The organism is Microbacterium sp. WCS2018Hpa-23, assembly GCF_031843845.1.
In the GTDB taxonomy this organism is placed as follows: Bacteria; Actinomycetota; Actinomycetes; order Actinomycetales; family Microbacteriaceae; genus Microbacterium.
Genome location: NZ_JAVTIZ010000013.1, coordinates 1 through 20,722 on the forward strand (window position 1 = coordinate 1; position 20,722 = coordinate 20,722).

At 66.2% G+C, this 20,722-nt stretch carries 19 protein-coding genes; 5 read left to right on the forward strand and 14 right to left on the reverse strand.

The window, feature by feature from the left end:
• The 3 genes from RQG77_RS18250 to RQG77_RS18260 form a co-directional block, all read right to left on the reverse strand.
• A partial coding sequence (locus tag RQG77_RS18250) for an ATP-binding cassette domain-containing protein (RefSeq protein WP_311246004.1) occupies positions 1-1,056 on the reverse strand: 1,056 nt, incomplete at its 3' end.
• 39 nt (positions 1,057-1,095) lie between these two features.
• A complete protein-coding gene (locus tag RQG77_RS18255; RefSeq protein WP_311246005.1) occupies positions 1,096-1,893 on the reverse strand; it encodes a phosphotransferase in 798 nt (265 codons plus the stop codon).
• Between the two features lie 9 nt (positions 1,894-1,902).
• On the reverse strand, positions 1,903-2,673 hold the full coding sequence (locus RQG77_RS18260; RefSeq protein WP_311246006.1) for an alpha/beta hydrolase family protein: 771 nt from the start codon (positions 2,671-2,673) through the stop codon (positions 1,903-1,905).
• Between the two features lie 102 nt (positions 2,674-2,775).
• On the opposite strand from RQG77_RS18260, the gene RQG77_RS18265 reads away from it, so the two are divergent.
• The 4 genes from RQG77_RS18265 to RQG77_RS18280 all read left to right on the forward strand — a co-directional run bounded on the left by RQG77_RS18265 (position 2,776) and on the right by RQG77_RS18280 (position 6,951).
• Complete coding sequence (locus RQG77_RS18265) at positions 2,776-4,131, forward strand: DUF222 domain-containing protein (protein ID WP_311246007.1); 1,356 nt, start codon at positions 2,776-2,778, stop codon at positions 4,129-4,131.
• A gap of 216 nt (positions 4,132-4,347) precedes the next feature.
• Positions 4,348-4,989, forward strand: coding sequence for a hypothetical protein (locus tag RQG77_RS18270; protein WP_311246008.1), 642 nt, complete (start codon positions 4,348-4,350; stop codon positions 4,987-4,989).
• A gap of 68 nt (positions 4,990-5,057) precedes the next feature.
• Positions 5,058-5,819 carry a hypothetical protein gene (locus tag RQG77_RS18275; protein ID WP_311246009.1) on the forward strand — a complete coding sequence of 254 codons (762 nt, stop codon included), beginning with the start codon at positions 5,058-5,060 and terminating at the stop codon, positions 5,817-5,819.
• A gap of 301 nt (positions 5,820-6,120) precedes the next feature.
• Positions 6,121-6,951, forward strand: coding sequence for a hypothetical protein (locus tag RQG77_RS18280; protein WP_311246010.1), 831 nt, complete (start codon positions 6,121-6,123; stop codon positions 6,949-6,951).
• Positions 6,952-7,097: 146 nt separating this feature from the next.
• Here the strand turns inward: RQG77_RS18280 and RQG77_RS18285 are convergent, their stop codons facing one another.
• The 7 genes from RQG77_RS18285 to rsmA form a co-directional block, all read right to left on the reverse strand.
• Complete coding sequence (locus RQG77_RS18285; protein ID WP_311246011.1) at positions 7,098-8,219, reverse strand: substrate-binding domain-containing protein; 1,122 nt, start codon at positions 8,217-8,219, stop codon at positions 7,098-7,100.
• 63 nt (positions 8,220-8,282) lie between these two features.
• Positions 8,283-9,641, reverse strand: a complete 1,359-nt coding sequence (gene mmsB / locus RQG77_RS18290; protein WP_311246012.1) for a multiple monosaccharide ABC transporter permease — start codon at positions 9,639-9,641, stop codon at positions 8,283-8,285.
• The gene (gene mmsA / locus RQG77_RS18295; RefSeq protein ID WP_311246080.1) at positions 9,638-11,158 is read right to left on the reverse strand and encodes a multiple monosaccharide ABC transporter ATP-binding protein; all 1,521 of its coding nucleotides are present in this window, start codon (positions 11,156-11,158) and stop codon (positions 9,638-9,640) included. The genes mmsB and mmsA overlap by 4 nt, the downstream gene beginning before the upstream one ends.
• 155 nt (positions 11,159-11,313) lie before the next feature.
• The gene (locus tag RQG77_RS18300) at positions 11,314-12,300 is read right to left on the reverse strand and encodes a LacI family DNA-binding transcriptional regulator (RefSeq protein ID WP_311246013.1); all 987 of its coding nucleotides are present in this window, start codon (positions 12,298-12,300) and stop codon (positions 11,314-11,316) included.
• A gap of 151 nt (positions 12,301-12,451) precedes the next feature.
• Entirely contained in the window at positions 12,452-13,384 is a 933-nt protein-coding gene (locus RQG77_RS18305) for a 4-(cytidine 5'-diphospho)-2-C-methyl-D-erythritol kinase (RefSeq protein ID WP_311246014.1), read from the reverse strand.
• A gap of 13 nt (positions 13,385-13,397) precedes the next feature.
• Positions 13,398-14,465: an L-glyceraldehyde 3-phosphate reductase gene (mgrA, locus tag RQG77_RS18310; protein ID WP_311246015.1), complete on the reverse strand. Its 1,068-nt coding sequence runs from the start codon at positions 14,463-14,465 to the stop codon at positions 13,398-13,400.
• Positions 14,466-14,474: 9 nt separating this feature from the next.
• Positions 14,475-15,344, reverse strand: a complete 870-nt coding sequence (gene rsmA, locus RQG77_RS18315; RefSeq protein ID WP_311246016.1) for a 16S rRNA (adenine(1518)-N(6)/adenine(1519)-N(6))-dimethyltransferase RsmA — start codon at positions 15,342-15,344, stop codon at positions 14,475-14,477.
• Positions 15,345-15,399: 55 nt separating this feature from the next.
• On the opposite strand from rsmA, the gene RQG77_RS18320 reads away from it, so the two are divergent.
• Positions 15,400-16,677 carry an MFS transporter gene (locus RQG77_RS18320; protein ID WP_311246017.1) on the forward strand — a complete coding sequence of 426 codons (1,278 nt, stop codon included), beginning with the start codon at positions 15,400-15,402 and terminating at the stop codon, positions 16,675-16,677.
• Between the two features lie 162 nt (positions 16,678-16,839).
• Here the strand turns inward: RQG77_RS18320 and RQG77_RS18325 are convergent, their stop codons facing one another.
• The 4 genes from RQG77_RS18325 to metG all read right to left on the reverse strand — a co-directional run bounded on the left by RQG77_RS18325 (position 16,840) and on the right by metG (position 20,690).
• Complete coding sequence (locus RQG77_RS18325) at positions 16,840-17,049, reverse strand: hypothetical protein (protein WP_311246018.1); 210 nt, start codon at positions 17,047-17,049, stop codon at positions 16,840-16,842.
• Positions 17,050-17,057: 8 nt separating this feature from the next.
• Positions 17,058-17,993 carry a DUF2599 domain-containing protein gene (locus RQG77_RS18330; RefSeq protein WP_311246019.1) on the reverse strand — a complete coding sequence of 312 codons (936 nt, stop codon included), beginning with the start codon at positions 17,991-17,993 and terminating at the stop codon, positions 17,058-17,060.
• 217 nt (positions 17,994-18,210) lie between these two features.
• Positions 18,211-19,095: a TatD family hydrolase gene (locus RQG77_RS18335; RefSeq protein WP_311246020.1), complete on the reverse strand. Its 885-nt coding sequence runs from the start codon at positions 19,093-19,095 to the stop codon at positions 18,211-18,213.
• Between the two features lie 2 nt (positions 19,096-19,097).
• On the reverse strand, positions 19,098-20,690 hold the full coding sequence (metG, locus tag RQG77_RS18340; RefSeq protein WP_311246021.1) for a methionine--tRNA ligase: 1,593 nt from the start codon (positions 20,688-20,690) through the stop codon (positions 19,098-19,100).
• Positions 20,691-20,722 lie beyond the last annotated feature (32 nt).

Genomic DNA, 20,722 nt, shown 5'->3' on the forward strand with positions numbered 1-20,722 from the left:
CGTGCCGCGCTTCACGCGGCCGACGGTGGGCTCGACCGTGCCCGAGATGAGTCCGAGCAGCGTCGACTTGCCGGCGCCGTTGACGCCGAGGATGCCGGTGCGCTCGCCCGGCGCGATGCGCCACTCGACGTCGCGGAGGACTTCGCGGGTGCCGCCGTCGGCGGTCGGGTAGGTCACTCCGACATCGAGCAGGTCGACGACGTCCTTGCCGAGACGAGAGACGGCGAGCGACTGCAGAGAGACCTTGTCGCGGATCTCGGGCACGTCGGCGATGAGCTCGTTGGCCGCATCGATGCGGAACTTCGGCTTCGCGGTTCGCGCGGGTGCGCCTCGACGGAGCCATGCGAGCTCCTTCTTGGCGAGGTTCTGACGCTTGGCCTCTGTCGCCGCCGCCATGCGGTCGCGCTCGACGCGCTGCAGGATGTACGCCGCATAGCCGCCCTCGAAGGGCTCGACGATGCGGTCGTGCACCTCCCAGGTCTCGGTGCAGATCTCGTCGAGGAACCACCGGTCGTGAGTCACGACCATGAGCGCTCCGGAGTTCGGGCTCCACCGCTTCTTGAGGTGTCCGGCCAACCAGGTGATGGCCTCGACGTCGAGGTGGTTGGTGGGCTCGTCGAGGGCGATGACGTCCCAGTCGCCCGTGAGCAGCTTCGCGAGCGAGACACGACGACGCTGGCCACCGCTGAGGGAGCCGATCTCGGCATCCCAGGGCAGATCCTTGAGCAGTCCCTCGATCACATCGCGGATGCGGGGATCGCCGGCCCACTCGTACTCCGGGGTGTCACCGACCACTGCAGCGCTGATGGTCAGGTCGTCGCTGAGGGTGTCGGCCTGGTCGAGGACTCCGATGGTCGTGCCGCCGCGCACCGTGACTCGGCCCGAGTTCGGCTCCTTGATGCCGGCCAGCATGCCGAGGAGGCTCGACTTTCCGTCGCCGTTGCGGCCGACGATGCCGATGCGGTCACCTTCTTCGATGCCGAGGGTCACGGAGTCGAAGACGACCCTGGTCGGATATTCGAGGTGAAGGGCTTCTGCCCCGAGAAGATGTGCCATGTTGCTTCCCAGGGTAGCCGGGCACGCTGGGTGGGCCGGTCAGCTGAGCGCTGCGGCAACGGCGGGAGCGTGGCGCGACTCCATCTCGGCATCCCAGATGCCCAGGAGCTCGAAGGTCGCGATGCGGAACACGAGGGCGCGGATGATGCACTGACGGCCTTCTGCTCTCTCGTCTGCGAGCCTGAGCATCTCGGTCGGATCGAGTCCATGCCAGCATGCTGCGTCGGCCAGCACGATCGCGTCGGCGAATCCGACCGGACGCCAGTACGGAGCCCAGTCGATGATCGCCGGCGGCTGTCCCGGCTCGAACATCACGTTGCCGAGGAGATCTCCGTGGATGATCTGGGCTTTCGTCGATACCGGACGGAAGGCGGCGATCAGACGATGGAGGGTCGCGTTCGCGGGCGCTTCTTCCTCTTCCCACGCGATCCTGTCCGATCTCGCCCACGGATCGTCGGCCTGATCGAGGAAGTCGGGGCGATCGAGCCCCCGGACCGCCTGGTGGAACGCCTCCCCCGCGTCGAGTACGTCGGTCACGCGCGTCTCATCCGCAGCACCCGGGAGCCACTGCCAGGCCTCCCATCCGTCGACCGTCCACGCCCCGGATCGCGCGGCGATCGGACGCGGGGTGCGGAACCCCGCGGAGTGGGACAACTCGGCGAGGACGGTCGCCTTCCACACCGTCTCGCCGTCGCCTGCGGACGGACGGAGCACCGTGTCTCCGGCCCGCCAGGTCAACCCGCGCCCGCCCGGCAGGTTCAGGATCGCGTCCTGGTGTGCGCTCGCGATGGCGAACTCGGCGAGCGTGGCGCGTGAGGGTGGAAGTGCCGTGGCCATGGGTCGAGGCTATGGCAGGGGGTTCTGAGCGGGAGTGCCGAAGAGCTCGGGAACTGATGCGATGAACTCGTCGAAATGGCTGTACCAGACGGTGTGCGCGGCACCCGGGATGCTCCGCACGTCGATGCCTCGACGCTCGAACCGCGCGACATCGGCGTCGGTCACCCAGTTGCTCGGATCGGCGCGGATGACGATCGAGCCTGCATCCAGAAGCCACTCGTGATCGGTCCCGCAGGAGACGGATGCCATAGTCGCCGGGTCGAACCGCACTGCCGCACGTGCCTCGACTGTTGCATCTCTCTCGGAATAGAAGGGGCGTGACGCTCGCAGGTCTTCGACAGACGATCGAGCGCGTCGATCCCGCGTGTACTGCTCGGTCAGGCGTGAACGGTCCTGGCCGCCGACGAGCGAGAGCGACGCGTCGACGTAGACCGCAAGTTCCGCACTGAGCTCCCTCGCCGCCTCCGCGAGGACGCTCGCCCCGTAGGAGTGCCCGATCGCGGCGACCCGATGCCCGTTCGCGAGGCTCTGCACGGTCTCGACGACGGACGACGCCGCCTGTTCAATGGTGAGGTTCGGGTCTCGCGGCGACTGACCATGGCCCGGCAGATCGAGCGCGAGCACGCGGTGCCCTTGCGCTGTGAGGCGAGGGATCACTCGCCACCAGCTCTCGGACGATCCCATCATCCCGTGGAGCAAGACGACGGTGGACGTGCGTTCGTGAGCGTCCCCTGCGTGTGCATTCGCATCCGGTTCTGCGTCGATCGCGTGAAGCAGCATCCCGCCAGTGTGCCAGAGTTCGTTACCTCTTCGTAATGACATTGATTTCGGTATGTCTCGAAACTACGTTCGAATGTCGGTGGTTGCTGATCTACTTATTGCATGACAGCTCTGCTCGACGCGACGGATTCCCAGATGGCGACACTCGCCGATCTGGTGACGTCGCTGCAGATCGCGGAGGCGACGGTGAGCAGCATGATGGCGGCTCGCGACGGTCTTCTTGCGATCGCGGGCCGGCTGGCGATCGACATCGCGAAACAGGGTGACCATCCTGATCGCGGCGACCACTCGATCCGCACCATCGCCGCCGAGATCGCGACGGTGCAGCATGTCAGCGATCGCACCATCGAGCGGCGGATGGCAGCTGCCGGAATGTTGATCGATCTCTTCCCGACCGTGTGGGAGGCGCAGGGCCAGGGTCGCATCAGCGCCGCACATTCCCGGGTCATCGTCGACGCCGGGTCGCACATCGAGTCGCCGAGCGCCCGCCAGGCGTACGCGACGATCATGCTTCCTCTCGCCGAAGTCGAGTCCCCCAACAGGCTGCGCGCGCTGGCGCGTCGAGTTGCCGAGCGATTCGCTCCGACGACCGTGACGGAGCGACACCGCAAGGCGCGCGCTCAGCGGCGCGTCTGGGTGACTGACGGCGAAGACGGAATGGCCGGGTTGCATGCGCACGCGCCCGCCGCATTGATCCACGGCATGTTCGACCGCCTCTCGCAGATGGCGCACTCGCTGCGCGACGAGAACCTTCGCCAGAAGCGGGAGGCGAAGCGAGAAGGACGAGACTTCGAAGCCGACGACCGGACCATCGATGAGATCCGCGCCGATCTGCTCACCGATTTGGTGCTCAGCGGTGCGCCGACCGGGCACGACACCGAAGACGGGCTACTCGCAGAGATCACGGCACGCATCGAGGTCACGGTTCCGGTGACGACCTTGATGGCAGATGACGCGAGTCCGGCGTCGAGCGACCAGATGCCGATCGGCGAGGGCTCCGTGACTCCGCCGGCAGAGCTCGACGGCGCCATCCCCATCGACACAGACACTGCGCGAAAGCTCGCAGGCACGGCCACGGGGTGGGATCGGGTGATGACTCATCCGATCAGCGGGCGGGTGCTCGCGGTCGACCGATACAGACCCGGCAAGCACCTCCGACGACACCTTCGAGCGAGAGACCAACGCTGTCGATTCCCCGGATGCGGGATAGCGGCGCGAAAATGCGACCTCGACCACAACCACGCAGCGTCGGCGGGTGGCGCGACCTGCGAGACGAACCTCGCGTCGTTCTGTCGGCGACACCACGTCCTGAAACACCACTCCCCCTGGCACGTCGAACAGAAGCCGGGCGGAGTCATCGAATGGACGAGCCCGACCGGCCGCACCTACATCGACACTCCTCCTGCACCGAACACGGTCACCTTCACCGTGTCCGACGACGTGCGCGCTCCGTTCTGACGGTTTCGGCGTGCGCGGAATCCCAGGGCTGTGGACAACCGCGACGCCGCGGAGCGTGATTTCACTACGGTGGCGCGATGACTCCTCCTCAAAATCCAGTTATCTCCACGCGCACGCGATTGAGCTCGGTTGTCAGCATCTTGCTCATGACCTGCGCTTTCGCGGGCTGTGCATCAGCGGCTATCGTGACGCCCGGACGGGACGCAGGCTTCGCTGATGAAAGAACGTCGGCGGACGCCGAGAAGGTATACCGGTTCTACATCGGTCTGCAGTGGTCGGTCGACCATGCCTGATGGGATGCGGATGCAGCGGACGCGCCCGTCTGTGCGTGCTCTCGCGCTGGCTGCTGGCGTGCTGACCGTGGCGCTCGGTTGTCTCACGGGATGCGCGCCGACGCCGGCGTCCTCCCCGACACCGACTTCGACGCCTGCGTTCGCCAGCGAGGAGGAGGCGTTCGCAGCTGCAGAAGAGGTGTACCGGGCGTACAACGATGCGGTGAACGCCCGGGCAAACGGGACAGGTGGAGCCGAAGCCGATCCGCAACAGTACTTAACCGGCCTGGCGCTCGAAGGCGACATCGACACCCAGAACCTTCTCGCATCAGGGGATCTGCAAGTCTCTGGCGACGCAGCCATTGTGACGTTCGCGGCAGAGACGGCCGATCTCGACGGAGACACTCCCACGATGACCGGGATTGTCTGCATCGATGTTTCGGATGTCTCATTGATAGATAGGTCGGGAGTGGACGTGACGCCGCTCGGCAGGGAGGACAAGATCACTCAGCGGGTGGTGTTCCTCGGCGCAGAGGACTCACTGCGCATCTCGAACGAATCAGCCGTTGATGGATCGACATGTTGATCCATGTAGCGTCTGCCTGCATAGGACTATCGCTGGCACTCGGCTGGGCTGCGACAGATGCGGCCGCGATGAGCACTTGCACGATAGCGGCGTCGCGCGTCGGCCTCTGCGGCTCAACCGACGGCACGTCACTCGATATCTCCGGCACGCAGGAGCAGCCGGGAACCGACTCGAACTCCGGCCCACCCCGCAGCGGTGGAGGGCCCGACGCACAGCGCGGACCATCGGGGCCGAGCCAGGAGGCGATCGATCTCGCGGCGTGCATGGACGACTCGGGCACCACGCGATGTGCGCCCCGTCTGAACCGGCCCGCTGCCCCGGGGACGCCCCCGCCGGCGACTGGCATACCGACGATCGTCATCTCCGACCTCGCGCGGTTCGCCCCGGCATCCGTCCTTGCGGCTTCCGAACCGGGAAACCTCGGGATCGCCGGCATGCCGACGAACTTCATCGGCGCAGCAACATCGCAGATCCAGAACGGCGAGCTGTTCGGCATCCCCCTCCGCGTCCGCTTCACCCCGGCCGGATACGACTACACGTACGGCGATGGCAGCACCTCGACCGTGACGAGCCCGGGGCAGACCTGGGCGGCGCTGGGTCAGGCGCAGTTCACCCCCACCGCGACGAGCCACGTGTATCGCGAACCCGGCGTGTACCCAGCCCGGGTGGACATCCGATACACCGCGCAGGTGGACCTCGGCGCCGGCTGGATCGACGTTCCCGGGCAGCTCACGACCCGTGGGGCCACGCAGGAGATCCGCATCCTCGAGGCCCGCACCGCGCTCGTCGCCCACACCTGCGACGAGAACCCGGCCGGCATAGGCTGCTGAAGAACGCACCGCAGCAGCACGCCAACAAGAAAGAGCCCCCGGCCCCGAAGGTCCGAGCGGCCCTGTTCTGTCAGCTGGCTGATCGCTTTCTCGTACGACTCGACGATCTCGAAGAGGCTCGGCCCTCCGCGAGCATATTCGCCTACGGCGCTCTGCTCCTCGAGAGGCAGCCGCCGACCGATTCCCTCCGGCCTAAACTAGACAGGTGCCATGGAGTCGCCGGATGTTCTCGCTCTCATTAGCCAACCGCAAGGCAAAGCTGGTGCAGTCGAGAAGGCGACCCGGTCGCTTCGAGCTCAGCGTGGATGGAGTTGCGCAGTCCGTCGTCTCGATCACCGAACCCACCGCCCTCGAGTACAGCTACACCCAACACATCGCCCGCGCACTGGATGCCGCCGCGGAGCCTGATGCGCCGCTGTTCACCGTGCATCTGGGGGCCGGAGCACTCACGCTGGCGCGCTACGTCCAGGCGACGCGCGCCGGATCACCTCAGCTGGTGGTGGAGTTCGAACCCGCGCTCTACGCCGCCGTCATCGACGCACTGCCATTGCCTCCCGGGTCTGACATACGAGTCATCTTCGGTGACGCTCGGACGGTCGCGGACGCCGCTCTTCCGAATGAGAAGACATCGCCGGTGCAGTCATCTCCGTCCCCCGGACTTGACGACGCAGCGAGTTATCGCACCGCAATCGACACCGATTGGGTGGAGGCGTGCTTCACCGTCGTCGATCTCTGGGATGCCGCCGTCATCCGGCATCGTGTGGCCAGCCAGGAGTTCTATCGCCGGGTCGCCGCGCGCTCCGCAGCAGCGGGCGTAGTCGCCGTGAACCTGCTCGACGGGCATCCGTTCGAATACTCACGACGACAGGCCGCGACCCTGAGCACCGTGTTCGATCACGTCGCTGTCGTGCTCGACGCAGAGCCGGAAGATGCGGAAGGGCCGCTCGGGAACGTCGTCATTTTCGCGAGCGATGAGCCGCTGGACAAGGTGACCGCCTCCGCTTTGCTCGACACACCGCGACCTCATCTCCTCCGCGATGGCCCTCTGACGTCGTGGATCGCTGAAGCGCGCATCATGACAGATGCCGACGGCACAGACTCTCCCGATCCCGACGACCCCCTCTGGGGCTAGCGCACCGTGTGCGGACGTCCTCCGACAGGACGGCCGCTATCCGCCAGCGGCTCGCCCGCGCGCGGTGTGAAAAGTCGACCCGACATGGCAACGAGCCGCCCGGACCCGAAGGTCCGGACGGCTCGTCGCTGTTCGAGCGGAATCGCTTACTGGTACGACTTCACGATCTCGAGGAGGCTCGGCACGTTGGCGTACGCCTCGGCAGCGTTCTCCTTGGTGACGATGATCGGGTCGAGCAGGTAAGCGGGAACGACCTTGGCACCGTTGTCGTACGACTCGGTGTCGTTGACGTCGACCTCCTCGCCCTTCTGCAGCTGGCCGACCATCTTGATCGACTGCTCGACGAGCAGCGCGGTGTCCTTGTTGATCGTGGAGTACTGGATGCCCTCCATGATCGACTTCACCGACTCGACCTCGGAGTCCTGACCCGTGACGACCGGAACCGGCTTGCCGGCCTGCTGCACCGAGGTGATGATGGCGCGAGCAAGGGTGTCGTTCGGGGACAGCACACCGTCGACGACGGTGTCACCGCTGTACGACGAGGTCAGCAGGGTGTCCATGCGGTTCTGAGCGTTCTCCGGAAGCCAGCCCTCGGTCGCGGTCTGCGCGATCTCGGTCTGACCCGACACGACGACCAGGTTGCCGTTGTCGATCTCCGGCTTCAGCACGTCCATGGCGCCGTCGAAGAAGACCTTCGAGTTGGCGTCGTCAGGCGAACCGGAGAAGAGCTCGATGTTGTACGGAGCCTCGTGACCGGCACGCTCGGCGAGACCGTCGAGCAGAGCCTGGCCCTGCAGCTGGCCGACCTTGAAGTTGTCGAATGCGACGTAGTAGTCGACAGCCTCGGTGTTCTCGATGAGACGGTCGTACGCGATCACGTACGCGCCGGCGTCCTTGGCGGCCTGCACCTGCGTGGCGAGCTGCTTGCCGTCCTTCGCGCCGATGATGATGACCTTGGCGCCGTTGGTGACAAGGGCTTGTATCTGGTTCTGCTGCTCCGCGACGGTGTTGCTCGCGGGAGCGTATTGGACATCGGCCTTGAAGCCGGCCTTCTCAAGGCCATTCTTGAACAAGTCGCCAGCGAGGACCCAGTTCTCACTGGTCTTGTCAGGAAGCGCGACGCCGATCGTGGAGTCTGCCGCGAAGCCCGCTGCGGCCTCTTCGCCAGAGCCCGTGTCGGTTCCGCCGCCGCGCTCACCGGAGCAACCCGTGAGTGCGAAGGCAGCCGTCGCGACGAGCGCTGTCGCTGTGACGATGATCTTCTTCATGTGATCTCTTTCTGTGTGGTGGTGTGACGGATCCTGCGCGCGAGCACTGCGCGACGAATCCGCTTACTCGCTCCGCGTCTTGTCGACGGGCGGAGCCTGGTAAGTCTTGTTGGGCTCGAAGATCGCGTTGGCCTCCGGGTCGCTCCTGAGAGCGGACCGGCGCGTGAGCAGACCGATGAGCGACGGGCGGCCCTGCTGCTTGTTCCACACGTCGATGCCGACCGCGAGCAGGAGCACGAGGCCCTTGATCATCGAGACGACGTCGGCGCCCTGGCCGAGAAGCGCCAGACCGTTGTTGAGGAAGGCCATGACGAGACCACCGATGATCGACCCGATGACCGTTCCGATACCACCGGCGACGGCAGCGCCACCGATGAAGACGGAGGCGATGGCGTCGAGCTCCCAGCCCGTGCCGTCGTTGGGTCCGGATGCCTGCGAACGGGCGACGAAGATCATGCCGGCGAGAGCGGCCATCATCGACATGTTCATCATGACGAAGAAGTCGACCCATCGGTCCTTGACACCCGAGAGGCGCGCGGCCTGGCGGTTACCACCCACGGCGTAGATGTGACGTCCGAACACGGTGTTCCGCGTGATGAACGAGTAGATGATGACCAGAGCGAGCAGGATCAGACCGGGAACCGGGAAGCTCGTGCCGGGGCGACCGGTCGCGAACATCCACGCAGCCGCGAGGACGACGACCGAGATCAGCACGACCTTGACCACGCTGACCCACAGAGGCGCACTGTCGGAGCCCATCTTGTGCTGCTGACGACGGGTGCGGATCTCCCAGAAGACCAGCCACGCCACGGCGACCAGGGCGAGGAGCATGGTCGGCACGTTGAAGTCGAGAGGCAGCCCGACCTCAGGCAGATAGCCGGTGCCGATCACCTGGAAGCCCTTGGGCACCGGAATCGTCTGAGCGTCACCGATCCATTGCTGTGCGCCGCGGAAGAAGAGCATGCCGGCGAGCGTCACGATGAACGCGGGCACCCCGACATACGCCACCCAGAATCCCTGCCAGGCACCCACGAGGGCACCCACGCCGAGACCGAGCAGGATCGCCGCCGGCCAAGGGAGGTTCCAGTCGGCCATCGACTTCGCGACGATGATGCCGGTGAAGGCCGCCACCGAGCCGACCGACAGGTCGATGTGCCCCATGATGATGACCATCACCATGCCGATCGCGAGGATCAGGATGAACGAGTACTGGTTGATGACGTTGATCAGGTTGCCCGACGTCAGCGTCGCACCGTTCGGTCCGTTGCGCAGCAGCGTCAGGATCTCGAAGAGGGCGATGATGACGATGAGGCTGCCCAGGATGCCGAACTGGCGCAGTGACGAGGTGCCGTTGCTTCCGAACATCTTGCGGATGTCGCTGAAGTGGAAGCCACGCTTCGTTGTCGTGAGGTCGGTGGTCATGCGGATGCTTTCTGAGTCGCGGAGGTCATGCTGCGCATGAGTGCCTCGGGTGTCGCCTGGTCGGCCGGGATGCAGTCGGTGACCCGACCTTCGAAGACTGTGTAGATGCGGTCGGAGATGCCGAGCAGTTCTGGCAGCTCGCTGGAGATGACGATGACGCCCTTGCCCTGGGATGCGAGCTCGTTGATGATCGCGTAGATCTCGTACTTCGCGCCCACGTCGATGCCGCGGGTGGGCTCGTCGAGGATCAGCAGGTCGGGGTCGGTGAACATCCACCGCGCCAGCACGACCTTCTGCTGGTTTCCTCCCGAGAGCTTGCCGACGCCCTCTTCGACGCTGGGCGTCTTGATGCGCAGCGCCTTGCGGTAACGCTCGGCGACCGAGTACTCCTCGCGCTCGTCGACGACGCCGCGCTTCGAGATCTTCGACAGCTTGGCCGCCACGACCGACCGCTTGATCGTGTCGAGCAGGTTGAGGCCCAGCACCTTGCGGTCCTCGCTCACGTAGGCGAGCCCGTGCTTGATGGCGGAGGAGACATCCGGGATCGAGATCTCGCGGCCGTCCTTGATGATCTGCCCACCCTGGAAGTTGCCGTACGAGCGTCCGAAGATGCTCATCATGAACTCGGTGCGACCCGCGCCCATGAGCCCTGCGATGCCGACGACCTCACCGCGGCGGACGTTGAGGTTCGACCCCTTGACGACCATGCGTTCGGAGACAGTCGGGTGCTGCACCCACCAGTCCTTGACCTCGAAGAAGACCTCGCCGATCTCGGGGGTGCGGTCGGGGTAGCGGCTCTCGAGCGAGCGTCCGACCATCCCGCGGATGATCCTGTCCTCGTTGATCTCGCCGCGCGAGATGTCGAGCGTCTCGACCGTGCGACCGTCGCGGATGATCGTGATCTCGTCGGCGATCTGCTCGATCTCGTTGAGCTTGTGGCTGATCATGATCGACGCGATGCCCTTGGCCTTGAGACCCAGGATCAGATCGAGCAGGTGCTGCGAGTCGTTCTCGTTGAGGGCGGCGGTGGGCTCGTCGAGGATGAGGAGCTTGACGTCCTTGTTGAGCGCCTTGGCGATCTCGATCAGCTGCTGCTTGCCGACACCGAGAGTCTTGACGGCGACGTCGGGGTCTTCGCGCAGCCCGACACGGGCGAGCAGCTCGACCGTGCGCTGGCGCTGCGCCTGCCAGTCGATACGTCCGAAGCGGCGGATCTCATTGCCGAGGAAGATGTTCTCGGTGATCGAGAGCTCGGGGATCAGCGCGAGCTCCTGGTGGATGATCGCGATTCCCGCCTGCTCGCTCGCCGCGATGTCGCGGTAGCGCTGCTCCTCGCCGTAGAGCAGGATGTCCCCCTCGTACGTGCCGTAGGGGTACACACCGGAGAGGACCTTCATCAGGGTCGACTTCCCGGCGCCGTTCTCCCCGCAGATCGCATGGATCTCTCCTGCGCGGACGGTGATGGACACATCGGACAGCGCCTTGACCCCCGGGAACTCCTTGGTGATGCTACGCATCTCCAGGATGGGGCCTGACACGACCGGCAACGTTGCTGTGGTGCTCACAAGATCTTCCTCGCGACGGGCGGCCACATTCGATGTGACCGTTCACATTGGTTTACATAGTCTACGCTCGCTCAGGCGGTGTCAAGACCACGAGCGAAATTGTGGCCTTATCGAGGGGCCGAGGATTCCCTCGTGCGCAGAGTCGTCTGCAGCGGCCCGAACTGGGGCACCTGCTCTCCGCGGATCTGGGCGAGCAGCAGCCTCACGGCCCTGCGACCGAGCTCGGGGAAGTCCTGATGCACGGTACTCAGCGTCGGCGCGACATGCGCCGCCACCGGGATGTCGTCGAACCCGACGACGCTCACGTCCTCCGGCACGCGGATGCCCGCATCCCTGAATCCGTGCAGCAGCCCGATCGCCATCTGATCGTTCGCGACGAACACGGCCGTGAAGTCACGCCTGCGCGAGAGCTCCTGCCCCGCGAAGTAGCCGAAGTCCGCCGTCCAGTCTCCGCGGATGGGCGGGAAGGTCGGCAGGTCGGCCTCGCGCAGGGCATCCAGGTAGCCGCGCATGCGCGACTCCGCCTCTATCCAGTCCTGGGGACCTGCGATGTGGATGATGTCGCTGTGCCCGAGACCGATCAGATGCTCGGTGGCCTTTCGTGCACCGGCGACCTGGTCGGCCGACAGGCTCACGCCGTCGGAGCCTGACGCCGTCTGCAGCGACACGAACGGGATCTCGACCGCCATTCCGCGGAGCACATGGAACGCCCGCACCTGCGGTGCCAGCACCACGATGCCGTCGACCTGCTCTCGGGCGAGTTGCCTGAGAGCGCTGCCGATGGCTTCGGGAGTCGTGGCCGAGAGATTCAGGGTCGAGACCGAATACCCCTCCTCGCGCGCCGCATCCTCGATGCCGACGATCGAAGAGGTGGGACCGAACTCGCCCACGGTCGCTGCGAGGATGCCGAGCATGTTGGACTTGCTCGTCACCAACGCCCGTGCCGCGAGGTTCGGGCGGTAGTCGAGCACCGCGATGGCGTCGAGGACCTTGGCCTTGGTCTCAGGGCGGATGCTCGGGTGGTCGTTCAGCACCCGGGAGACGGTCTGATGCGACACTCCTGCGAGGCGCGCGACGTCGCGGATACTGGGCATGCGGGCACGCTCGGAGGCCGTCGACATCACAGACCTCCTTGTATGTGCACGGTCACATCGTCTCTACATTATGTATGCCAGACGCACCGAGCGCACGCCGGTGCCGTGCCGCGTGGGTGCTGAGCGGGTGCCGAGGGGCTGCCGCGACCGCTCAGGAGATGATGCGGGCGCCCTGCACGGGGCCATGCACATGCAGCGACTCGAGGCCGTGCTCGCGCAGCAGCGACTGCACCTCCTGCGCACCCTCGGGGCTCGCGCACAGCAGAGCGACCGTGGGGCCGGAGCCCGACACGATCCCCTGCAGGGCTCCGGCATGGATGCCGCGCAGGATCGTCGTCTCGAGCTCAGGGCGCTCGTAGAGAGCGGCCTCCTGCAGATCGTTGTAGATGCTCTCGGCCAGCAGATCCGGATCTCCCGAGCGCAGCGCCTGGAGCACGGGTGCCGGCACCTCCAGCGAGAGCGGCGGATCGTCGGCGAGAGCGCCCTCGTCATCGCGCAGGGCGTCGAGCCGGGCATAGACCACCGGCGTCGAGAGCCCCTCCTCGCTCTGGACGAGCACCCAGTCGAAGCGGCCGCGGGCGAGCGCCGGGTTCAGCTGGTCACCGCGACCGGTGCCGACCGCGGTGCCGCCGTGCAGCGCGAACGGCACATCGGCGCCGAGACGAGCGCCGAGCTCGTGCAGACGAGCTGTCGAGAAGCCGGTGCCCCACAGGGCGTCGCACGCGACGAGGGCCGCAGCCGCATCCGCCGATCCGCCGCCCATGCCGCCGGCGACCGGCACGCTCTTGCGGATCTCGAGCGCGACCCCGCCGTCGTAATCGGCCGCTGTGGCGAGCAGCTTCGCCGCCCGCATGGCGAGGTTCCGATCATCCAGCGGCACGGAGTCGGGGTCGTCGACACCCGACACCGTGATCGAGAAGTCGTCGGCGTGCCTGGCGATCACGTCCTCGTACAGCGACACCGCCTGGAACACCGTCGCGAGCGCGTGGTAGCCGTCGTCGTGACGACCACCCACACCGAGGTAGACGTTGATCTTTCCCGGGGCGCGGACGTGTACCGAGTCGACGGGGGCGGCGAAGCTCATCTGGGTGTTCCCGTCACAGCTCCGTGGACGACGCCCACAGGTCGACGTCGATGGAGCCTGCGGCCTCATCGATGCGGGTGAGCTGCTCGTCGGTGAAGGCGGGGCCGTTCACCGCGGCGATGTTCTCGTCGAGCTGCTCGGGGCGCGATGCTCCGACCAGCGCGGAGGCGACCACGGGGTTGCGCAGCGTCCACTGGATCGCCAGCTGCGCGAGCGACTGCCCGCGCTCCTTCGCGATCTCGTTCAGCGACCGGAGCGTCTCGACCGCGGCATCCGACAGCGGAGCCTCGGGAAGCGACCCGCGCTTCTGCGCGCGCGCAGCGGTGCCGTCGCCGAGGTACTTGTCAGTGAGCAGGCCCTGGGCGAGCGGCGTGAACGCGATCGCGCCGACCCCGGCCTGCTCGAGGGTCTCGGTGAGACCGTCCTCCACCCAGCGGTTGAGGATCGAGTACGCGGGCTGGTGGATCACCAGCGGCGTGCCGAGCTCGGTGGCGACGGCGACCGCCTCGGCCGTGCGCTCGGCGCTGTACGACGAGATGCCGACGTAGAGCGCCTTGCCCTGGCGCACGAGCGTGTCGAGCGCCGCGACCGTCTCGGCGACAGGAGTCACCGGGTCGGCGCGGTGCGAGTAGAAGATGTCGACGTAGTCGAGGCCCATGCGGGTCAGCGACTGCTCGGCGCTCGCGAGGATGTACTTGCGGCTCGCGAAGTCGCCGTAGGGTCCGGGCCACATGTCCCAGCCGGCCTTCGACGAGATGATCAGCTCGTCGCGGTAGGGGCGGAAGTCCTCGGCGAAGATGCGCCCGAAGTTCTTCTCGGCCGAGCCGTACGGCGGGCCGTAGTTGTTCGCGAGGTCGAAGTGCGTGATGCCGCGGTCGAACGCATGACGCAGCAGCGCACGCTGGTTGTCGATCGGGATGTTGTCGCCGAAGTTCCACCACAGCCCCAGCGAGATGGGCGGCAGGAACAGGCCCGAGGTGCCCACCTGGCGGTACTCGAACTGCTGGTAGCGGCTCTCGTCGGCGGCATACGGACGGTGCAGCTCGGGGATGTTCGGACGGAAGCGGGGAGAGTCGGTCACGGTGCCAGGTTAGTCGGTGACGACGGCGTCTTCGATCTGAGCGACCTGCCGCGCAACACGGTGATAGTCCTCGACCGTGAGGTCCTCGCCACGAGCGGTCGGCGCGACTCCTGCCGCGATCAGGATCTCGGATGCCGCGGCGGAGCTGCCGAAGAGGTCGGACAGCGCCTGACGCAGCATCTTGCGGCGCTGGTTGAAGGCGGCATCCACGATCTTGAAGGTGAGTCGGCGTTCGTCCTCCGTGCCGCGCTCGCCCTCCGACCGGTCGAAGCCGACAAGGAGGCTGTCGACGTTGGGCACCGGCCAGAAGACCTGACGAGACACGGTGCCGGAGAGCTTCCACTCGCCGTACCAGGCCGCCTTGACGCTCGGGGTGCCGTAGATCTTGGAGCCGGGCTTGGCCGCGATGCGCTCGGCGACCTCGGCCTGCACCATCACGACACCGCGCTTCAGGTACGAGAAGTGCTCGAGGAAGTGCAGCAGCACCGGGACCGAGACGTTGTAGGGCAGGTTGGCCACGAGCACGGTGGGTTCGCCGGGCAGCTCGGTGATGCGCAGCGCGTCGGCGTCGACGACCGTGAGCATCTCGGCCGGCACTCCGTGTTCGACGACGGTCTGCGAGAGTCGGGCGGCGAGCCGGTGATCGATCTCGACGGCGGTGACGGATGCCCCGGCCTCGAGGATCGCGAGTGTGAGCGAGCCGAGCCCCGGCCCCACCTCGACGACCCGCTCCCCCGGCTGCACGCGAGCGGCGTGCACGATCTTGCGCACGGTGTTCGCGTCGACGACGAAGTTCTGTCCGAGCTTCTTGGTCGGGGTGACATCGAGCTCGGCGGCGAGCCGGCGGATCTCGGTGGCGCCGAGCAGGGTGACTGTCATTGCTCCATTGTCCCCCACCACCATCAGTGTCCGAACCGGCCAGTAGTCTTCTGTGATGCCCTCCCTCGGTGAACTGATCGCACCACGGCGCATGGGCGGGGATTTCCGCTGGCTGCTCGCGTCATCGTGGACGAGCAACGTCGGAGACGGCGTCGCTCTCGCTGCCGCTCCCCTGCTCATCGCGTCGATGACGTCGTCGCCGATCCTCGTCGCGGCCGGCGCCATCATGCAGTTCCTGCCGTGGCTGCTGTTCGGCCTGCATGCGGGTGCGATCGCCGACCGATTCGACCGCCGTCGCCTGGTGATGTTCGCCAACGCCGCGCGGGCCGTCGTGCTCGCGGGCCTCTGCGTCTTCCTGCTGACCGGCACGGCCAACATCTGGATCGTGCTCGCGGTGGCCTTTCTCTACGGAACCGCCGAGGTGTTCGTCGACACGGCAGGCAGCACGCTGCTGCCGATGCTCGTGAAGCCCGCCGATCTCGGCATCGGCAACGCGCGACTGCAGGCGGGATATCTGGTCGCGAATCAGTTCGCCGGTCCCCCGCTCGGCGCCTTCCTCTTCGCCGCGGGCACCGCCTGGCCGTTCCTGCTCGAGATCCTCTGCGTCCTCCTCGCGGTCGTGCTGATCTCGCGCATGGCACGGACGCCGGTGCCCCCTCGGGCGACGGGCGACGCCGAGAAGACGCATGTCCACACCGACATCGGCGAGGGGCTCCGCTGGCTGTGGCAGAACCCGCCGGTGCGGATGCTGGTGCTCATCATCCTGGTGTTCAACGTGACCTGGGCCGCTCCCTGGGGCGTGCTCGTGCTCTACGCCACCGAGCACCTGAACATGGGCGCCGTGGGTTACGGAGCCCTGACGACGGCATCCGCTGCGGGCGGCATCCTCGCCACGGTGTGCTTCGGGTGGCTCGAACGCCACGTGTCGTTCGCCACCCTGATGCGCGTGGTGCTGTCGCTCGAGGTGCTGATGCATCTGGCCTTCGCCCTCACGACCGCCGGATGGGTGGCGCTCGTGATCATGTTCGTGTTCGGCGCCTACGCCTTCGTCTGGGGCACCGTCTCGACCACCGTGCGTCAGCGTCTGGTGCCCGCCGAGCTGCAGGGCAGGGTCGCATCCGTCAACATGGTGGGGGTGTTCGGCGGCATGGTGATCGGCCAGGCCCTCGGCGGGGTGATCGCCCAGGTCTGGGGTCTCACGGCACCGTGGTGGTTCGCGTTCGTCGGGGCCGCGCTCACGCTCGTGCTCGTCTGGAAGCCGATCTCGCAGATCGTCTCTGCGAAGCCGGTATCCGACACGCAGGCGATCGAGACTCAGGTGAACGAGCCGTAGACCCGCAGCGTGTTGGCCATGCAGCGGCGTCGGCGCACTGAGCGGCTGCGCCTCCTTGAGTGATCCTGCCCTGGCGAAGCTGACCCCGCCGCCCTTACACGTGGCGGGGTCAACCTGCGATAGCCGCGGTTCCATGTCCGAGCCGATGTGGCCACGGTGCGGTCATTCTCTGCGGAAGAGGATGCTGCCAAATCCGAGGAGCATGAGGCCCGCCCCGACGAGACCCGTGAGAGCAGCGGGGGCGAGGTTCCCTGTCGTATATGTCGCATCAGAGACGTACCCCTCAGCAATCGCCATGACTATTGCGAGGATGATGAGCGTTGCACCCAGGGAGCCGATGCCGGCCATCGTTCGTCTCGTCCGCTGCTTCACGCTCACTCCTAAGGGTTGCATGCTGCTGCCAAGACGTTGCTGTAGCTCACGTCAGGACGCCAAGCGTCGAGATTCCATGGTGACTTGAATGGCGCTACATCGACATGACACCGCAGCTGGTTATAGAACTTGTTTCCTTCGTACCAGGACGCCACCCAGAGCTTGTATTCTGCCCACCAGTTTTCGAACGGGGTGATCGCCCAGCCCGAGCGAGGTGTGACGCTCACAACGATCCCGTACGGGCTCGATGGATAGGCGACGCCGGTGATGAGGTTACCCCGCACCGCGGGATCGGCAACGATCGGATATGTGAAATCGGTGCCGTGCTCAACGATTTGCACCAAAGTGTCCTCTTGCTGCTCGTACCGGGTTGGCACATCACGACCATCCGCGTCTTTGGCCCGAGCTGGGTCGATCATCGCAACCGGCTGCCCGACTGCGTCGAGGATGGCAAAGAAGCCGTCTCCCGCGTCGACGAGCTGTCCACCGTCGGCAACGGTCATCGGATACTCGTAACGTTTTGGTGCGGAGGGACCTTCGATCAGTGTCGTGATCTGGACGACTCCGTCCTCACGAACGATGGGGACGGTGGTAGACCCGTCCCCGTTATCGAAATGCACGAGACCATCTTCATCAGCGACCCCCGGCGCTGCCTGCGATGCATTAGGAAGTCCGATGGTGACGACATCTCCTCCTTGGTCCAAGGCTAGGCCGCTTGTTGCATCCACGGGGATCGTGACGAGTGTGTCCCTCGCGGGAATCGCAGCAACGTAGTCCTCCATGCCGACGTTCTCGAGGACAGCGAGGACTTCTGCGTTCTCGCTGCCTGGAGTTGCCGTTTCAATCATCTCCAGCGCACTGGGGTCGTCAGCCGGGTCAGCAGCGACCGCAGGGGACGCCCCAGCAATGCATAAGGCCGCGATGATGCCGGTGGTGGCAGTCATCCGAGCAAGGGGTTCCAATTTCAACATGTACGCCTCATCTCGATCAGCAAGACACTCGAATAGCACCCTGCCCGATGAGACTCGCATCGCTGAGTCCTCGGTATCTGTGACGGTCTTGCGATACATCGGAATGTGATCGCGAGCGCCGAGCCAGGCCCTCGAAGGCGTGATCGCCGAGGTGTGGGGACTCACGGCGCCGTGGTGGTTCGCCGGTGACTCAGTCGAACGAGCCGTAGACCCGCAGTGTGTTCGCAGCCAACTGGGCGCTGAGCTCGTCGACCTCGATGCCGAGCTCGGCCGCCATGAACCGCACCGTGATCGGCACGAGGTACGGGGCGTTGGGCCGTCCGCGCAGCGGCGTCGGAGTGAGGAACGGGGCGTCGGTCTCGACGAGGATGCGATCGAGCGGCGTCACCTTCAGGGCATCGCGCAGGTTCTGCGCGTTCTTGAACGTGACGTTGCCCGCGAAGGACAGGTGGTACCCCGCATCCGCGCAGATCCTCGCCATCGCGTCATCGCCCGAGAAGCAGTGGAACACGGTCTTCTCGGGAGCCCCCACACGAGCCAGGGTCTCGAGCACCGCGTCGTGCGCGTCGCGGTCATGGATCTGCATCGCGATGCCGTGCTTCTTGGCGAGTGCGATGTGCGCCTCGAACGATTCGAACTGCGGCGCGCGGCGCTCCGGCTCGGTGCGGAAGAAGTCGAGACCGGTCTCACCGATCGCCCGGGTGCGCGGGTGCGCGGCGAGTTCGTCGATCACCGCGATCGCGTCACTGAGATCGACACCGCCGAGGCGCCCCTGCTCGGCGTACGCGGGAGCATCGTTCGGGTGGATCGCGACAGCTGCGAGCACGCGGGGGTCGGATGCCGCGGCCTCCACAGCCCAGCGGGACGACTCGATGTCGCCCGAGGCCTGCACGACGCCCGCGATGCCCACGGCCGCTGCGCGGTCGAGCTGCTCGGTCAACGACAGCGGCTCGTCACCGTCGAGGATCTCGAGGTGCGCATGGTTGTCGTAGACGGGCACGGCGAGCGGCTCGGGGGCCGCCGGATACCGGAGGTCCTTGCGTCCGTCGCCGTCTCGCTGCTGCACGTACGTCATGCTCAGGCGGCGGACTCCACACGCGGGAACAGCGGCGCGATGCCGTTGACACTCGTGCCCGGGCGCAGCACGCCCCACGAGCCTGCCTCGCGGATCGGCTGGTCCTGCAGGCGTCCGAGGCTCTCGGCGGCGCCGAGGGCGACCCACAGCTTTTCGGTCGACTGCGGCATGACCGGCGAGAGCAGCACCGCGAGGGCGCGCAGGCCCTCTGCGCACGTGTACAGCACGGTGCCGAGGCGACCACGCTGAGCCTCGTCTCCGCTGTTCGCCTGCTTGGCCAGCGCCCACGGCTCGTTCTCGGTGATGTAGCCGTTGAGCGCGTCGACGATCGTCCAGATCGACGAGATCGCCTCGTCGATGCGGAACTGCTCGATGGCGGCATCCGCGTTCGAGGCGGCATCCGCCACGATCTTCTGGATCGCGAGGTCCTTCTCGGTGTACTCGGCGGGCGGCGGCACGATGCCCTCGAAGTACTTCTCGATCATCGCCGTGGTTCGCGAGGCCAGGTTGCCGAAGCCGTTGGCGAGCTCGGACTGGTATCGGGCCGACAGGTCCTCCCACGAGAACGAGCCGTCCTGACCGAACGCGATCGCCGACAGGAAGTAGTAGCGGTACGCGTCGGATCCGAAGACGTCGGTGATCTCGGTCGGCGCGATGCCGGTGAGCTTCGACTTCGACATCTTCTCGCCGCCGACGAGCAGCCAGCCGTGCGCGAACACGCCCTTGGGCACATCGAGGCCTGCGGCCATCAGCAGTGCGGGCCAGATCACGGCGTGGAAGCGCAGGATGTCCTTCCCGACGACGTGGTACGCGGGCCAGCGACGGTCGAACGTCTCCTGGTCGGAGCCGTAGCCGACTCCGGTGGCGTAGTTGAGCAGCGCGTCGACCCACACGTAGATGACGTGCGACTCGTCCCACGGCAGCGGGATGCCCCAGTCGAACGTCGAGCGCGAGATCGAGAGGTCCTTCAGACCCTGGCTGACGAAGGAGACGACCTCGTTGCGCGCCGAATCCGGACGCACGAAGTCGGGCTGGGTCTTGTAGAGCTCGAGCAGGCGGTCCTGGAACTCGCTGAGCTTGAAGAAGTAGTTCTTCTCCTGCAGCAGCTCGAGCGGCTTCGAGTGGATCGCGCAGACCTTGAGTCCCTCGAAGGGACCGGTGCCGTCGACGATCTCCGACTCGGGCTTGAACTCCTCGCACCCCACGCAGTACAGCGCCTCGTACTCGCCCGCGTAGATGTAGCCGCGGTCGTAGAGACGCTGGAAGAACGTCTGCACGTTGGTCTCGTGACGCTCCTGCGTGGTGCGGATGAAGTCGTCGTTCGCCACGTCGAGGGTCTTCAGCAGCGGGAACCACGCCTCGGTGACGAGCTTGTCGACCCACTCCTGCGGGGTGACGTTGTTCGCCGCCGCCGCGCGGAGCATCTTCTGGCCGTGCTCGTCGGTGCCCGTGAGCATCCACGTGTCATCGCCGCCCTGACGGTGCCAGCGCGCGAGCGCGTCGACCGCCACCGAGGTGTACCCGTGACCGATGTGAGGCACATCGGAGGGGTAGTAGATGGGCGTGGTGATGTAGAACGATTCGCCTGCGGGCATGGGGACAATTCTAGGCGGCATGCAGGGGTCGT

What these genes read in the sequence shown, in the direction of transcription:
- RQG77_RS18335 (WP_311246020.1), bottom strand. Translation starts at nt 19,095, where the DNA reads ATGACGTACGTGCAGCAGCGAGACGGCGACGGACGCAAGGACCTCCGG.
- rsmA (WP_311246016.1), bottom strand. Translation starts at nt 15,344, where the DNA reads ATGACAGTCACCCTGCTCGGCGCCACCGAGATCCGCCGGCTCGCCGCC.
- RQG77_RS18275 (WP_311246009.1), top strand. Translation starts at nt 5,058, where the DNA reads ATGAGCACTTGCACGATAGCGGCGTCGCGCGTCGGCCTCTGCGGCTCA.
- RQG77_RS18255 (WP_311246005.1), bottom strand. Translation starts at nt 1,893, where the DNA reads ATGGCCACGGCACTTCCACCCTCACGCGCCACGCTCGCCGAGTTCGCC.
- RQG77_RS18320 (WP_311246017.1), top strand. Translation starts at nt 15,400, where the DNA reads ATGCCCTCCCTCGGTGAACTGATCGCACCACGGCGCATGGGCGGGGAT.
- RQG77_RS18270 (WP_311246008.1), top strand. Translation starts at nt 4,348, where the DNA reads ATGAAAGAACGTCGGCGGACGCCGAGAAGGTATACCGGTTCTACATCG.
- RQG77_RS18265 (WP_311246007.1), top strand. Translation starts at nt 2,776, where the DNA reads ATGACAGCTCTGCTCGACGCGACGGATTCCCAGATGGCGACACTCGCC.
- RQG77_RS18305 (WP_311246014.1), bottom strand. Translation starts at nt 13,384, where the DNA reads ATGAGCTTCGCCGCCCCCGTCGACTCGGTACACGTCCGCGCCCCGGGA.
- mmsB (WP_311246012.1), bottom strand. Translation starts at nt 9,641, where the DNA reads ATGACCACCGACCTCACGACAACGAAGCGTGGCTTCCACTTCAGCGAC.
- RQG77_RS18300 (WP_311246013.1), bottom strand. Translation starts at nt 12,300, where the DNA reads ATGCCCAGTATCCGCGACGTCGCGCGCCTCGCAGGAGTGTCGCATCAG.
- metG (WP_311246021.1), bottom strand. Translation starts at nt 20,690, where the DNA reads ATGCCCGCAGGCGAATCGTTCTACATCACCACGCCCATCTACTACCCC.
- RQG77_RS18260 (WP_311246006.1), bottom strand. Translation starts at nt 2,673, where the DNA reads ATGCTGCTTCACGCGATCGACGCAGAACCGGATGCGAATGCACACGCA.
- mmsA (WP_311246080.1), bottom strand. Translation starts at nt 11,158, where the DNA reads ATGCGTAGCATCACCAAGGAGTTCCCGGGGGTCAAGGCGCTGTCCGAT.
- RQG77_RS18330 (WP_311246019.1), bottom strand. Translation starts at nt 17,993, where the DNA reads ATGACTGCCACCACCGGCATCATCGCGGCCTTATGCATTGCTGGGGCG.
- RQG77_RS18285 (WP_311246011.1), bottom strand. Translation starts at nt 8,219, where the DNA reads ATGAAGAAGATCATCGTCACAGCGACAGCGCTCGTCGCGACGGCTGCC.